The organism is Acaryochloris sp. CCMEE 5410 (assembly GCF_000238775.2).
GTDB lineage: Bacteria > Cyanobacteriota > Cyanobacteriia > Thermosynechococcales > Thermosynechococcaceae > Acaryochloris.
Window position 1 is genome coordinate 637488 of the sequence record NZ_AFEJ02000002.1, and the last position, 14091, is coordinate 651578.

Sequence of the window (14091 nt, forward strand, 5' to 3'; positions counted from 1 at the left end):
CCACACCGAACCAGGAGAAAAGCATGAAGCTAACACATCGAGCCCTTTCAGTACTCTCGATTTCCTTTATGTCTCTTATGGCAGCCGCCCCCGTCTTGGCAGCTCCTGCCTATTTAGTGGGACAATCTGGTGGTCGAATCAATGTTCGGTCCTCCCCTAGCACTTCCGCCTCTTCTCCTCACTACGGTATCGTGGGCGATCGCGTTCAAGTCATTGATGCAACCTATAGTGACGATGGCTACCACTGGTATTACGTTGAGTTTTCATCCGGTGCTCGCGGTTGGGTCCGAGGCGATTTAGTGAATGTTCAGGATCCGATTGGATTCGATGACTTCTAGGCAATCTAGAGACATCCAGCTATCCATATGGATACATTGAAACGCTGCTTCACTTGCATCAGCTACCCATACTGAAGATTGAACAATGCGATGGTCTCTAACCATCGCATTTTCTTTGGCAAACCCTAAAGCGCTCTCCAGCCGTAGTGGGTGATGATCATGTCACCCAATTCTCTTTCAACCCCCATATCTGAAAATCTTCTTGAAAGCTTTAAGGTCACAAGGTCATGTAACAGCTTAGCTTGACTTGAACCCGGTAAAGACCGTTGGCCAAGAGACCAATAACAACATGACTAAGTTTGCAGCCCAGAACAGAATCACAACGCGAAAAGCCACCAATGGCAAAGAAGACAATGTTAACTGTCCAAATCCATCCACTAGCTGCCACAACCGAAAAGCTGTGTAGACAAAGCCAATCGGGACCACAATACTGGGTACTAACCGTCGACTCAAGAAACCTTCTGAGAATATTTGAATCACCAACGTCAATAAGTAACCGCACCAGAATAATCGTGCAGCAGGTTGCTTCCAAGACTGAATAAGCAGCAGAATAGGCAACAAAATTCCAGCGACCCAAGCTAGGAGTAACCACCCTCGTATAAATTGAAGTTGACTAGCATTAAACCCAAGTTCTTCTGTGAAAGGTAAATATTGAGCTTTTACGCCAAATCCATAGCCAATCATTAGGATTGTCGTCAATAGGATAAAAAGAGCGATAATCAATCCATTTTTATTTAGCATCTACTCGAAGGGGTTAAGCACATTTCTACAAACACAAGAAATTATTGGTATTTACACACTATTTTTTGAATACATCCTTCCAAGGGCATAATACATAACTGATACAAAGCTGAACTTAATCAATCACATATCAAACAATCCTCAGAACTTTTATTTAAAACTTCATTGCTATCCATATCCTAAAAGGCATAAATAACGCCTGAAATCCAGCCTCGGAATAGCTTGACTAGTACCTCTAGAGAGCACGTCCTCTATGAGAGTTCGTTATCGCTTTGAGTGACTCCGAAAAAGCTCGAGATTGTAGATCAGTTATGAGTTCAAAGATTATCAGCAGTATTCTCCTTTTTATGAACGCTCCCTCAAACCAACACCATCCAATCCTTTGATATCAAAGGCCTTAGCACCCTTTCAGCCTTGCCTTTCTGAGCTTATATAGAGATTAGAAAGCAGCACAAATACCTTAGAAAGATATTTTGTGCAGGTGCTTGCGTATCGTCGGCCGCTTCTTAGCACAACCATTTCCCGAGGTAAGAGTATATCGCTCGTCATACAGTCATGATTAAACCATTACCAGACTGTTCTGAGCTAGTTGTTAGTGACTTATGCCCCTAAAGATGACAACTAGGCCTAGAATAACAATGCTAAGTCTATACGCTTTTTAGGGCGAGTACCGACTGGGGCCAACATAATAGCTTGAGGCTTAAAACCTACTAAGGAGATATACCTATTTTTTTAGACTTAATCAATATAAATAGTATCTTGAAACCACAATAATTTTTTTCTTAGGCTGAAAAATATCTAGCAAAAAGTATGTCAATTACTAGTGGTGAGTTGCTAATAAATTAGAAAAAACTAGAGGCTAAGAGCAGCTAAAAAGTTACACTCTTTCACCTCTAGTAGTTTTTAAAAAATTATTCGTAAGTTGTTATTTAAACAACTTTTTTTGTTACTCAACGACAAGACAGAGTTCTTAAACTAAATACACTATCGGCATCACAAACTGTGGATGTTTTAACAAGAATTGCGAATATTAGTCCTACTACAAATAAGCTTCCAACTGTAACTAGAATAGTTGTAAAAGCAGACATATAGCCATTGTCAACAGCGGCGTTATTTTTTGAATTAGCCATAATTAAAATCCCGTAACGATAAGGGTAAATAGGAGTTTAACAAGTGAGTTTTCAAAGCTTGCACTTGTCTATCTTTTTGTAAGAGCAACTTAACCATATAATCTGAGGTTAGAGGTTCGCGAATAAGTTGAACAAAAATTAATATTAATTTTTGTAAAAGTATATCTGTCATTTCTGGTCTACTGACTGATTTGAGACCTTGTTCAAGTATCGACTTTCTCTACAGCTTGCTCTCTAGGTGACGTTTCATCCGAGACAAATGGCACTGTTCATTTAAGAAGTGACTGCTAGGATGATTCTGCAGTATCAGTTTTAGAGCAATGCAATGCATCCATTGTCAAAGCGAAAATGTCGTTAAGAACGGAACTAAGACGCTGAAAACAGCTCAAGTGGTTCAGTACTTTCTGTGCAAAGACTGTGGTCGTCGCTTCAACGAGCGTAGTGGGACGCCGATGGCGAGATTGAGAACGCCAGTAGAGATGATATCAATGGCCATCAATGCCCGCACCGAAGGCCTAGGGATTAGAGCTGCGGGGAGAGTGCTCGGAAAATCACCCAACAGTATCATCCTTTGGGAGAAGCGTTTATCAGCGCAATTATCAAACTTCTCCCCTCCTTCTCCCCAAGCAGCAGAGGTCACAATTGAAGGCGATGAAGTGTACCCCCGCGTAGGTGAAAATCTTCCCCCCCTGGCTCAGTGAAGGTTGGACCATTCATTTCATCGACCGTGAGAGTCGCTATTGGTTCGAGGCTCGCGCGGGTCTTAAGGATGAATCATTATTGAGAAAGTGTCAAAGCTGCTTGGGATTGGGCTAAACCCAGTTCATCGATTCGTTGGTTCACAGATGGAGAACGTCGATACTCCAAGGTATTGTGGAAGCTAGCGAGTACTTACTTGCCCAGGAGTACCACGACCCAGGCCTATCCTTTTCGCAAAGTATGGCGAGCGGGTTTAGAGGTGGCGATGAAGATCAAAGGGTCTCAAGGAAAACCTCGGGTAATGTGGGTTAATCGAGAGCATCCTTATACGGCCATTAGCCCCAAGAGCGATGTCCATGCCAATCATCTTGAAGCCCTCCACAGTTCTTTGAGACGACGGGCTAGCGGTTATCGTAGACGCCAGAACCACTATGCCAAAACCGTTGAGGGATTACAAAGAGCGCTGAATGTGCAGCGATTGATTCACAATTGGTGTCGTGCTCACTACAGCCATGGATACCAGCGAACCCCAGCAATGGTGATGGGATTTATCCAAAGGCCCGTTAAGATTGGCGAAGTGTTGGCAGTCAGAGCTTTTGAATACCTCACTTCTTAACTGAACAGTGCCATAAACATTTTGAATTTGGAGAATTAGGGCTTCCCAAAACTTCAATATAGTCACCGTTTTGCAAAAAATTGATTCATAATCACCCCTGATCTTCACCAACCCTAACCAAGCATCAAGATCAATACCAAACTCTCCTATTAACGATGAGGATGCTCCTCATGTTCATTGCCTTGAGTGTCCACCCACCATTTACTCCTTCCCCAAGTGTCACATCGCATATTCTCAATCGGTTGAATGGTTGGACTTTGAGAGAATTGGAGCTGATCAAACCAATTCCAAGTTACGACGTCTTGTAATCTCCCAGGTAAATCATCTAATTTCAAAGGCTGAATAGGCTGACCATCACAGTCATAGGGCAAAGGGGCTGAATAGCCATGCCCATAAGAATATAAACCTAACAATAGCGAACCGCTCGATATAGTTGCTGTGATAGTCTGAATTTCTCAAGCAGTGGTTTTTCAAGATTTTGAACACTTCAACTTCATTACTCGCAATAGCCAATAACCAACATAGATCAACGTAATCCCATGACTTGGAAGAACGTGGGTGTAAAACTTCCTGCACATTTATCCGCTGCGACGATACTGCGGAAGGAAGACGTTTAGAGCTTGGGGGTTGGATGGGGTTACTATTGCTCCAGTCAGATACAGCAATTTTCACAATGGTTCATGACAGTAACAATGTGCGAACCAATTGCGAATATCCTCGCTCTCAATCAGTTCTAATCCTGCAGTGAGCGCCTCATCTAACCCCTCTCTAACTCTGGCTTTGACCTTACGCAGATAGGTTTTGAGCTTCGACCAACAGTGCTCAATGGGATTGAAATCAGGTGAGTAGGGGGACAGGTACACTAACTTCGCCCCCGCATCTTCAATGAGTGTTCTGATACCATCCACCTTGTGAGCAGGCAGATTATCCATCACCACCACCGCCCCCTTCCATAATTGAGGTACCAACACTGTTCGGACATAGAAACGATAAATATCGCCTGTAGTACCCCCATCGAAACTCAAGATCGCCATCACACCTCGCAGCGCCATTGCCCCAATCAGGGTTACATTGATGCCTCGTTTATTCGGCTTCATGTTATAGACTCGATGGCCCTGCTGTGCTCTTCCATAGAGAGGCACCATCGCCAAGTTCACCCCAGTCTCATCCAGGAAGACTAAATCTTCGAGGGCAACATCATTCATCAGCTCTCAGTAGTGACAGCGCAGCTTTTGGACGCGGTCTGTGTAGGCTTCGGTCGCCTTGAACGACTTTTTTTCCGTATGAGCTTCAACTTGACTAACGCTCGATGAAGGGTGCTAATACCCACTTGCACTTGCGTACGCTCGTAGAGCTGATTAGCCAGCGTTTCGAGCGTTGCATCTTGTTGCTGGTCAACCAATTGTTAAAGGATGTTTAACTGCTGAGCGTTCAGTTTGGCGACAGCACCACCACCATGAGGTTTAGGCGCAATGGTTCCAGCCTAACGATGCCGTTGAATTAGGTCATTGACAAAACTAGCACTAACGTTGAAGCGCGCTGCCAACTGACGAATCGAGCCTTCGCCCTTTTGGCAGGCATCGAAGACTTTCTGGCGCAGGTCCATTGAGTAGGCTTTCATGAGGATTATCACCCCGATAGCAGCACCTCTAGCGTATGCTACTCATGTGAAAATTTCTGTATTTGTCAGGCATGATGGGTAGGCTAAAAACAGTTCGATGCTTTCTAGCTTACCTATCTAATTCAGTGTGGTCGAGCACTAGCTCCAGGCCAATTAACGTTGGAGAAATCCCGCTCTCCAGCAGCATATCGCTCCAACAATTCCTCAGCAGTCATCACTAGAACTCAAGAAATACAATGGTTCCCACCGGGTTCCAATTCCTCCAGGATTCCACTCCATTTAACCTCAACTCCCCAGGCACAAAGAGCCTCAGCTGTCAGTCCATAGGGGAAACCCTGATTCAGAGACTGAACCAGGGCTGACGGGGAATATAAACACTTAGATCAAGAGAGCAGTCAGACTACGGGGTAAAACCCTTTAGTTCAGGGCTTCAGCACCACCGACCACCTCAAGCAGTTCTTGGGTAATCGCTGCTTGTCGAGCCTTGTTATAGGACAAGGTCAGCGTTCCAATCAATTCAGACGCATTATCACTGGCATTGTTCATCGCAGTCATTCGAGCAGCCAATTCACTGGCGGCTGATTCTTGCAATGCCCGCAGTAGCTGATTGTTTAAATACAGCGGTAACAAAGCATCCAGAATTTGAATGGGATTTTGCTCGAAGATCATGTCAGAAGGCATTTCCTGGGGAGTTCCCCGCTCCATGCGCTCACGTTCCACCTGAAACTGTCCACCCCGGGTGGTTAATCGGAAGACTTCATCTTCTTCAGCAACGACCAACGCATCTGGATCGAGAGGTAGTAGGGTCTGGACCACAGGTCGAGAATTCACCAGGGAGATAAACCGGGTGTAAATCAACTCAACGTGATCTACTTCTTCTGATAGATAGAGAGACAAAAGCTCATCAGCAATCTCAGAAGCCTCTTGAGCAGTTGGGATTTGCTCCAGACCACCGTAAGTAGCTTCGATAGGCTGATCGCGGCGTTGGAAATACTGAATCGCTTTCCGACCCACAAGGACAAACGTATAGTCAATCCCTTTGGCTTTTAGCTCATTGGATCGTTCTTCTGCGCGCTTAATCACACTACTGTTATAAGCACCACAGAGACCGCGATCGCCTGTGACCACTAAGAGACAGACTTTACGCAAAGCCCGTTCTTGCAGTAAGGGTAACTCTACTTCTTCGAACTTAAGTCTAGCCTGCAAGCCATAGAGCACTTGAGCAAGCCGATCCGCGAAAGGACGAGTTGCCGTCACCTGCTCTTGGGCACGCCGGACCTTGGCGGCGGCCACTAGCCGCATCGCCTCAGTAATTTTTTTAGTATTCTTGACCGTTGAAATACGATCGCGAATCGATTTGAGGTTTGGCATAATTCCCTCCTAGACCGCAGCCATAAAAGATTTCTTAAAGTCAGCAATGGCTGTTTTGAGAATTCCTTCGGCTTCGTCACCCATTTTCTTCTCGCTACGGACTAACTCGCCATACTTGCCATGGTTGGCTTTCAGGTCATCCCGCATGCCTTGAACAAACTCCGTCACTTTATCCGTGGGGACATCATCCAGATAGCCATTGGTACCGGCATAAATGACTGCAACCATCTCTTCTACTGGTAATGGAGAATATTGAGGCTGCTTCAGAATTTCCCGTAGACGAGCACCCCGAGCCAACTGATTCTGGGTGGCTTGGTCTAGGTCAGAGGCAAACTGAGCAAACGCTTCTAGTTCAGCAAACTGAGCTAGCTCTAGCTTGAGCTTACCGGCCACCTGTTTCATGGCTTTAATCTGGGCTGCAGATCCCACTCGGGACACGGAAATACCGGCGTTAATCGCAGGCCGCAGACCAGCGTTGAACAAGTCAGAAGACAAGAAGATCTGACCGTCGGTAATGGAAATAACGTTAGTAGGAATGTAGGCCGACACGTCACCCGCTTGAGTTTCCACAATCGGTAGAGCGGTCATACTGCCTTCACCCAATTCAGGACTGAGCTTGGCAGCGCGCTCCAACAAGCGAGAGTGGAGATAGAACACGTCACCAGGATAAGCCTCACGTCCGGGTGGACGACGGAGAAGCAGAGACATCTGACGATAAGCCTGAGCTTGCTTGGAAAGGTCATCGTAGATCACCAAGGTGTGCTTGCCGTTGTACATAAAGTACTCAGCAATAGCTGCACCGGTATAAGGCGCCAAATATTGGAGGGTGGCTGGGTCGTTGGCGTTGGCAGCAACCACGACGGTGTAGTCAAGAGCACCCCGCTCTCTTAAGACTTCAACCACCTGAGCCACGGTAGAGGCTTTTTGACCGATGGCGACGTAGACACAAATCACATCTTCAGACTTTTGGTTGAGGATAGTGTCAATGGCAACGGCGGTCTTACCCGTTTGACGGTCACCAATAATCAACTCACGCTGACCTCGGCCAATGGGCACCATGGAGTCAATCGCGGTAATCCCCGTTTGCATGGGCTCATACACGGACTTTCGCTCAATAATGCCAGGGGCAGGAGACTCAATTAGGCGAGTTTCAGAGGTGTTGATGTCGCCTTTACCATCGATGGGGCGAGCTAGAGCATCTAGAACGCGACCAATCAAAGCATCACCCACGGGAATCTGGGCGATTTTGCCCGTGGAGCGCACCGTGCTGCCTTCTTGCAGGTCACGACCGTCTCCCATGAGCACCGCACCCACGTTGTCTTCTTCCAGGTTTAGGGCGATACCGACAGTACCGTCTTCAAAGTCTAGAAGTTCCCCTGCCATGGCTTGTTCTAGGCCATAAACACGGGCGATACCGTCACCCACCTGGAGGACGGTGCCAACATTGTCAACTTTGACTTGCTGGTCGTATTGTTCAATCTGTTGGCGAATAATATTGCTAATTTCGTCGGGTCTGATGCTTACCATGGGACTTGCTCTGATTTGTGATGTGGGTAAAGGTCAAACAACTTAAGCGGCAATTAAGAAAATTGCCATTACCTTAAGACAGGCTTGTTATAGAAGAATTCATCCGGCGCAACTGGCCACGAATGCTGGCGTCTAAAACTTGAGAGCCAATTTTAATAATCACTCCGCCAATGAGGTCAGGATCGATGTTTGTTTCAAGATCAACCTGGGCCGCTTGACTCATATGTTTCACTTTGTCAGTGATGGCATGACGTTGCTCATCGGTAAGTTCTACCGTTGAGGTCACTTCTGCCAAAACCGTGTTATTGAGTTTGCGTAGTAATGCCTGATAGTACTTGCAAATACCTTCCAAGAAGATGATGCGTCGTCGATCAATCAAGAGCAGTAGAAAATTGAAGAACTGCTTCTGGACCCGCGATTCAGCCAACTGCCGGAGAACGGCCTTCTGGGCATCGGCGGGGGTAAGTGGATTGACCAAGAAATCTTTCAGGTCATCAGAGGTTTGCAACAGACTGAGGACAAAGCTGACATCTTCACCAATTTGGTTGGTGAGATTATTGCTTTGGGCCACAGACATTAACGCCTCGGCATAGGGTTCAACAATTGTGGAGCTAACCGTGCTTTGTGTCATGAGTTGCCTCCTAGCAAGGCAATGCTTTGATCGACTAATTTCCGCTGGGCGGATTCATTATTCCCTAACTGATTTTTCAAATCAGCTTCCACTTTCTCTAGGGCCATAGCGGTAACGCGCTGTCGAATTTCTGCGATCGCACGTTCCTGACTTGCAGAAGTGTCTTGAGATCCAGCATCTTTGATGCGTTGAATCTCAGTTTTTGCTTCAGCCAGGATTTGCTCCTTCGCTTTACTCGCATTGGTCTGAGCATTTGCCAAAATCTTTTTCGCTTCTGCTTGGGCTTGAGCAAGCTTCTCTTGCTCCTCTGCCAAAGTTGCAGCAGCCTTCTTTTGATTGGCTTCAGCTTCGGAGATTGCGGTTTCAATGGCTTCTCGTCGCTTTACTAGGGACTCCCCTAAAAAGCCTCGACCAAAATAAATGAGTAATCCGATAACGATTACCAAGTTGACGAGATTGGCTTCCAAAATATCAAAGTTAAGGCTGTAACCACCAGCCTCAGCTAGTTGTGGAAACCCAGTCATGCCAGCGCTTGCCAGCCAATTAAACATCCCCATGTTTATAGTCCTAACTGCGGTGCGGTGATGGCTTATGCCAGGGTGGAGCCTAAGAGCTTATTGAGAATTTGCTGGCTGAGGGTATCAACCTGCTTCTCTAATTCGCTAAAGGCGGACTGTTTCTGTGACTCGAGTTCGGCTTGAGCTTTCATCACTTCAGCTTGAACTTGTTTCTGGGCTTCAGTGATTTGTGTTTGAGCAATTTTTTGGGCTTCGGCTTGAGCATCTGCCAACACTTGTTGTGATTGCTTTCGCGTGCCTGCCAACTCCTGTTCATATTGCTCAGTTAAGCTCTTGGCTTTAGCCAAACGCTCACGGGCTTCAGTATTGTTGGTGCGAATAAACCCATCTCGCTCATCAATCGCTTGAGTGAGGGGTTTGAAGAACACTGCGTTCAGCACAGCGACCAACAAAAAGAACTGGAACATCATCAATGGCAACGTGCCATTAAAATCAAACATTGTTTTGCTCAGTCTAAAAAAGGGTCAGATCAGAAAAAGTCGGAGTTGTAGTGGATGGTGATGAGAACTTAAAGAAGCGCCATCTGGATGCAATACAACTAGAAACGGAGAAGGGACGCTACGGGAACGTCCCTCACTAACCTGTTTAGGCGAAGGGGTTGGCGAACAGTAGAACAAGGGCGATCACCAAACCATAAATGGTTAGGGATTCCATAAACGCCAAACACAACAACAAAGTGCCTCGGATTTTTCCTTCTGCTTCGGGCTGACGGGCGATCCCTTCTACCGCTTTTCCAGCAGCATTACCTTGAGCAAGAGCAGGGCCAATTGTAGAGATGCCAATTCCCAGGGCAGCAGCTAATACAGAAGCAGCAGCAACTAACGGATCCATAATGCTTTTTTCCTTATTTTGAAATAGAACAACAAGGTAGACCTTACACAGGTTGTCAGACTTAAGATGCCTGCACCAGCCACTAATTTTGGAGCCAATCGATTACTGTTTCAGTAACCTGACTTTGAGGTTAGTGGGCCTCTTCTTCTTCCCCATGACCTTCTAATGACTCGTGAATATAGGCACCAGCCAAGGTCGCAAATACCAATGCTTGAATACCGCTGGTAAAGAGTCCCAGCAACATCACAGGCAAAGGCACAATTAAGGGAACCAGTAACACCAAAACAGCAACCACTAGTTCGTCAGCAAGGATGTTACCAAACAGACGGAAACTAAGGGAAAGCGGCTTGGTGAAATCTTCAAGAATCGCAATTGGGAGCAGTACCGGAGTGGGTTCGATGTACTTGCGAAAGTAACCGAGTCCTTTTTTCCGAAATCCTGCGTAAAAGTAAACAAACGAGGTACACAATGCCAATGCGACAGTGGTGTTGATGTCGTTTGTGGGTGCTGCGAGTTCTCCCTCAGGAAGGCTAATCAGCTTCCAGGGGAATAAAGCACCGGACCAATTGGAGACAAAAATGAACAGAAAGAGCGTCCCGATGAATGGCACCCATGGACGGTATTCTTTCTCGCCAATTTGATTTTTGGTCAAATCACGGACAAACTCTAGCGCGTACTCCATGAAATTTTGGAGACCACTAGGAATGCGCTCAACCTTGCGGGTTGACAGCACAGACACAATGACTAAGATGCCGATGACGATCCAGGATGTAATCAGAACCTGACCATGAACCTTTAAGCCACCGATCTGCCAGTATAAGTGCTGACCCACCTCTAAACTTGCTAAAGGCAAGGCGGTGAACCCATTAAAAGAATCTAGCAGAAGGCTGCTGTGATGCATAATACGCCCAACCTCGTTGGAACTTCAGGCAAAAAAAATAGGGGCATTCTGTCGCTGTCTCAAGGGTTAGTTGAGGGGGACAGAACTGCAGACCACAAGGCGAAAACGAGGATGCCAACTTTGTAGGTGAGAAATCCTAAAAAAACAGGTAGGACGTCTAACTGATTCCACTGAGTTGCCACAACAATCAGTAAGACGAAAACACCGAGCTGGCCTTTACCGACCTGGGTATTCCCGCTTCCTAATTGCTCAACATTCTTCGCCAAAATCCTGAGATATAACACTCCAACGGATGCCCCAAGCAAATAGCTGCTGGCAACCTTTAGAGAGTACATCCACCACACAGGGCCAAAAAATAACCCTGCTATAACTGAAGATGAAATTATCAAGCCATTTTTGAGTTGATAAAAGTCATCCATCGAATCTCCTGCTTGAGAAGTCTCTACTTCAGCTAGCTCACTCTCGCTGGAGATGGGGCCGGTCTGAAGGGGAGGATCTGTCAATTCCACAGGTTAGAAATTTGGTTTGGATGCGTTACTGCAGGCCAAGGCCAATGATATCACGACTGGGTAACATTACTTAATGAATAACCTCGAGAATCTAAAATTTAACCCAAAGATATTCTGGTCATTTTTATTTCTATGCGTAGGGGGATGTTCGGTGGCTGAAAAACCTGGTATTTCGTCTTCCCAGCCACAACCCTCGCCATTGCCGATCCAGACCTCTGAACAGATTGACAAGCCACTACAACAGATCATCCCTGTCTCTACTGAAGAGGGCTTAAGGTCGGTGCAGTCCTCTCAATCAAAGGCTTCTAGGGTTGGTGTAGTGATGAATGCGATCGCAGGTTGGAATCGGAATTTGCAGGTCAAAGACGTTTATTACGATTTGTATCTACCGCCACAATTACAAGAAAACCCCAATCCTCAGCGTCCCTGTTTAGTGGTTTTACCGGGCTGGGACTTTCCCCGAACCAGCTGGGTCGAAAACACCAACTTAGTCAGCTTTGCCGATCGCTACGGCTATGTCTTGTTGCTGCCAGAGATGGACAAAACCCTCTATGCCAGCGCCTACTATCCTGAAACCACCCTCAAGTGGAACAGCATCCCAGGGGGAGCATTCATCAAGGAAGCGTTTATCCCCGCCGTCCAGAAACGTCATCAGCTACTCCTGCCGGGCCAGCACAACACCCTGCTGGGTCTGTCTACTGGAGGCAGAGGAGTGGCTTTGGTAGCCCTCGAAAATCCAAGCTTATTTGTTGCGGGAGCTAGCTTGTCAGGAGACTTTAGCCAAGAGAATACGCCTGAGGATCGGCTAATGACCGCCTTGTATGGTCCTTTTGCGCAATTCCAATCCCGTTGGCTGGGGCGAGATAACCCTCAAGCTAGAGCATCAGAATGGACCATGCCGCTTTATCTATCCCACGGCACGGCAGATGACATTGTGCCAGAGTCGCAGAGTCGCTTGTTTTTTGAAGCCTTAAAACAGCAGCCGTCGGCAGTTGTGGAGTATCATCCAGTGGCTGGTGCTGGCCATGATTATCCCTATTGGGGAAGCCAATTAGAGGCCGTCTTTAAGTTTATTGACCAGCCCCGATAGTCTGGCTGTTTCTAAGTTCCTGTTGAACCCATGCGCATTGTTGCCTATCTCTACCAGGACTTAACGTGGGAAACGCAATTGGATTCCACCATTTGGGGCTGGGAAGTCGATCGGGTCTATCAGGATTTGGATTGGCGACGATCTCAACTGGCGGCGATGTTGGCGGATTTTCAGGCCGAGACACCTGATTATTTGTTGGTGATGCGGCTGGAAGATTTGGGGGAATCTCTGAGCCAGGTTACGGAGAATCTAGTGCAGTTGGAAGGACTGGGGATTTGCCTGATTGCAATTGAACAGGATTACCAATCTCCGAATTTCAAACTAGGCCAGGCCAAAATTGAGCAGAATGGTGCAGAAAGCACAGATTCATCCCAGCTATTAGTCTTACTGGATGCCATTCAAGCGGAGCAGCGCAGTCGGCGCATTCGCCACGGTCATGCCCAGAATCGGATCAAACGACGTCCCCCGCCGGGGAAAGCCCCCTATGGCTATAAGCGGGGCAAGGACCGATACGTGATCGATCGCACTGTTTCTCCAGTCGTTAAGGACTTCTTTGAACATTTTTTGCTGTACGGATCGTTGCGTGGATCAGTGCGACATATTGCCAAGAAGCACGGCAAGAAAATATCGGTTTCAACGGGGCGACGATGGCTAACTAACCCTGTATATCGAGGCGATTTAACCTACCAAAACCAGCAGGTGGTCATGGATACCCATACACCACTACTTTCCCGAGAAGAAGGAGCCCAGGTGGATCGGCTCTTGCGCCGAAATCGAAGTATGACGCCTAGGGCTGCGAGTGCACCTCGGTCTCTGTCTGGCATTGTATTTTGTGCTACTTGCCAATCGCCCATGACGATTTCGCGAGTGATGCCCCGAGGGAAGGGTAAGGAATATCTCTATCTTCGCCCCACCAAATGCCCTGATAAACCCAGATGCCAAGCGATTTCCTACGACAAGATTTTGCAGAAAACGATTCAATCTATTTGTGATCAACTCCCTCAAGCCGTAGCCGGGGTGAACCAACCGATTCTGAGTCAGTTTAAGCAAGGGGTAGATGCAGAAATTGCAGCCAAGCAAAAAATTTTGTCTCAATTGCCTGAACTGGTGGAAACCAATGTACTCGACCAATCGACGGCTGATTTGCGGGCCTATAATTTGCAAACGGAAATTGCAGAGTTAAAAAGTCGGTTGGCTCAACTCCCTCCGGTTAACTTAAAGGAGATCGCTCAAACGGTGTCCATTGATCAGTTTTGGATGGATTTATCAGAATCTGAACGACGCTTTTATTTTCGAGAATTTATTCGCCAGGTGGATCTAATTAGGGATGGCAAAGACTGTGCGGTCAAACTGAATTTTATGTTCTGATAGATGAACGAGAATTTATCAATTTATAGTCTTTTTTAAACGCCATCAAACTACCAAAGAAAAAACATTCGCGTTTTTGGTATGAGTGCAAGAATTATTTCTATTCTTTTATAAATAATTCGTCATTCTATTCGCTAGAT

Annotated in this window: 15 protein-coding genes and 1 pseudogene; 4 read left to right on the forward strand and 12 right to left on the reverse strand. The window is 46.6% G+C overall.

Annotation, left to right across the window (positions count from 1 at the left end):
- Positions 1 to 23 precede the first annotated feature (23 nt).
- Complete coding sequence (locus ON05_RS23745; RefSeq protein WP_010481497.1) at positions 24 to 338, forward strand: SH3 domain-containing protein; 315 nt, start codon at positions 24 to 26, stop codon at positions 336 to 338.
- A 237-nt stretch (positions 339 to 575) separates the two neighbouring features.
- Here ON05_RS23745 and ON05_RS23750 read toward each other — a convergent pair whose 3' ends face one another.
- A complete protein-coding gene (locus ON05_RS23750) occupies positions 576 to 1079 on the reverse strand; it encodes a hypothetical protein (RefSeq protein WP_010481498.1) in 504 nt (167 codons plus the stop codon).
- A 1450-nt stretch (positions 1080 to 2529) separates the two neighbouring features.
- Here ON05_RS23750 and ON05_RS23755 point away from each other — a divergent pair.
- Positions 2530 to 3524 (forward strand): annotated as a pseudogene (locus tag ON05_RS23755) (IS1 family transposase).
- A gap of 149 nt (positions 3525 to 3673) precedes the next feature.
- Here ON05_RS23755 and ON05_RS23760 read toward each other — a convergent pair.
- The 11 genes from ON05_RS23760 to ON05_RS23810 form a co-directional block, all read right to left on the reverse strand.
- Positions 3674 to 3937: a hypothetical protein gene (locus tag ON05_RS23760; RefSeq protein WP_010468109.1), complete on the reverse strand. Its 264-nt coding sequence runs from the start codon at positions 3935 to 3937 to the stop codon at positions 3674 to 3676.
- 255 nt (positions 3938 to 4192) lie between these two features.
- The gene (locus ON05_RS23765) at positions 4193 to 4729 is read right to left on the reverse strand and encodes an IS630 family transposase (protein ID WP_010468107.1); all 537 of its coding nucleotides are present in this window, start codon (positions 4727 to 4729) and stop codon (positions 4193 to 4195) included.
- A gap of 278 nt (positions 4730 to 5007) precedes the next feature.
- On the reverse strand, positions 5008 to 5145 hold the full coding sequence (locus ON05_RS23770) for a transposase (protein ID WP_010468102.1): 138 nt from the start codon (positions 5143 to 5145) through the stop codon (positions 5008 to 5010).
- Positions 5146 to 5562: 417 nt separating this feature from the next.
- Positions 5563 to 6516, reverse strand: coding sequence for a F0F1 ATP synthase subunit gamma (locus ON05_RS23775; RefSeq protein ID WP_010468100.1), 954 nt, complete (start codon positions 6514 to 6516; stop codon positions 5563 to 5565).
- Between the two features lie 9 nt (positions 6517 to 6525).
- Positions 6526 to 8043 carry a F0F1 ATP synthase subunit alpha gene (atpA, locus tag ON05_RS23780; RefSeq protein ID WP_010468098.1) on the reverse strand — a complete coding sequence of 506 codons (1518 nt, stop codon included), beginning with the start codon at positions 8041 to 8043 and terminating at the stop codon, positions 6526 to 6528.
- A 73-nt stretch (positions 8044 to 8116) separates the two neighbouring features.
- On the reverse strand, positions 8117 to 8674 hold the full coding sequence (atpH, locus tag ON05_RS23785) for an ATP synthase F1 subunit delta (RefSeq protein ID WP_010468096.1): 558 nt from the start codon (positions 8672 to 8674) through the stop codon (positions 8117 to 8119).
- The gene (locus tag ON05_RS23790; protein WP_010468094.1) at positions 8671 to 9231 is read right to left on the reverse strand and encodes a F0F1 ATP synthase subunit B; all 561 of its coding nucleotides are present in this window, start codon (positions 9229 to 9231) and stop codon (positions 8671 to 8673) included. Before ON05_RS23790 ends, atpH begins: the two co-directional genes overlap by 4 nt.
- 32 nt (positions 9232 to 9263) lie before the next feature.
- Positions 9264 to 9692, reverse strand: a complete 429-nt coding sequence (locus ON05_RS23795) for a F0F1 ATP synthase subunit B' (protein WP_010468091.1) — start codon at positions 9690 to 9692, stop codon at positions 9264 to 9266.
- A gap of 145 nt (positions 9693 to 9837) precedes the next feature.
- A complete protein-coding gene (atpE, locus tag ON05_RS23800) occupies positions 9838 to 10083 on the reverse strand; it encodes an ATP synthase F0 subunit C (protein ID WP_010468088.1) in 246 nt (81 codons plus the stop codon).
- 130 nt (positions 10084 to 10213) lie between these two features.
- Complete coding sequence (gene atpB, locus ON05_RS23805) at positions 10214 to 10984, reverse strand: F0F1 ATP synthase subunit A (RefSeq protein WP_010468086.1); 771 nt, start codon at positions 10982 to 10984, stop codon at positions 10214 to 10216.
- 59 nt (positions 10985 to 11043) lie between these two features.
- Positions 11044 to 11493, reverse strand: coding sequence for a hypothetical protein (locus ON05_RS23810; protein ID WP_010468084.1), 450 nt, complete (start codon positions 11491 to 11493; stop codon positions 11044 to 11046).
- A 151-nt stretch (positions 11494 to 11644) separates the two neighbouring features.
- Here ON05_RS23810 and ON05_RS23815 point away from each other — a divergent pair, with 151 nt between their 5' ends.
- On the forward strand, positions 11645 to 12583 hold the full coding sequence (locus ON05_RS23815; RefSeq protein WP_010468080.1) for an alpha/beta hydrolase-fold protein: 939 nt from the start codon (positions 11645 to 11647) through the stop codon (positions 12581 to 12583).
- A 30-nt stretch (positions 12584 to 12613) separates the two neighbouring features.
- The gene (locus ON05_RS23820; RefSeq protein ID WP_010468077.1) at positions 12614 to 13951 is read left to right on the forward strand and encodes a recombinase family protein; all 1338 of its coding nucleotides are present in this window, start codon (positions 12614 to 12616) and stop codon (positions 13949 to 13951) included.
- Positions 13952 to 14091 lie beyond the last annotated feature (140 nt).

Coding starts and splice junctions, on each gene's coding strand:
- ON05_RS23745 (WP_010481497.1), top strand. CDS start 24: ATGAAGCTAACACATCGAGCCCTTTCAGTACTCTCGATTTCCTTTATG.
- ON05_RS23750 (WP_010481498.1), bottom strand. CDS start 1,079: ATGCTAAATAAAAATGGATTGATTATCGCTCTTTTTATCCTATTGACG.
- ON05_RS23765 (WP_010468107.1), bottom strand. CDS start 4,729: ATGAATGATGTTGCCCTCGAAGATTTAGTCTTCCTGGATGAGACTGGG.
- ON05_RS23770 (WP_010468102.1), bottom strand. CDS start 5,145: ATGAAAGCCTACTCAATGGACCTGCGCCAGAAAGTCTTCGATGCCTGC.
- ON05_RS23775 (WP_010468100.1), bottom strand. CDS start 6,516: ATGCCAAACCTCAAATCGATTCGCGATCGTATTTCAACGGTCAAGAAT.
- atpA (WP_010468098.1), bottom strand. CDS start 8,043: ATGGTAAGCATCAGACCCGACGAAATTAGCAATATTATTCGCCAACAG.
- atpH (WP_010468096.1), bottom strand. CDS start 8,674: ATGACACAAAGCACGGTTAGCTCCACAATTGTTGAACCCTATGCCGAG.
- ON05_RS23790 (WP_010468094.1), bottom strand. CDS start 9,231: ATGGGGATGTTTAATTGGCTGGCAAGCGCTGGCATGACTGGGTTTCCA.
- ON05_RS23795 (WP_010468091.1), bottom strand. CDS start 9,692: ATGTTTGATTTTAATGGCACGTTGCCATTGATGATGTTCCAGTTCTTT.
- atpE (WP_010468088.1), bottom strand. CDS start 10,083: ATGGATCCGTTAGTTGCTGCTGCTTCTGTATTAGCTGCTGCCCTGGGA.
- atpB (WP_010468086.1), bottom strand. CDS start 10,984: ATGCATCACAGCAGCCTTCTGCTAGATTCTTTTAATGGGTTCACCGCC.
- ON05_RS23820 (WP_010468077.1), top strand. CDS start 12,614: ATGCGCATTGTTGCCTATCTCTACCAGGACTTAACGTGGGAAACGCAA.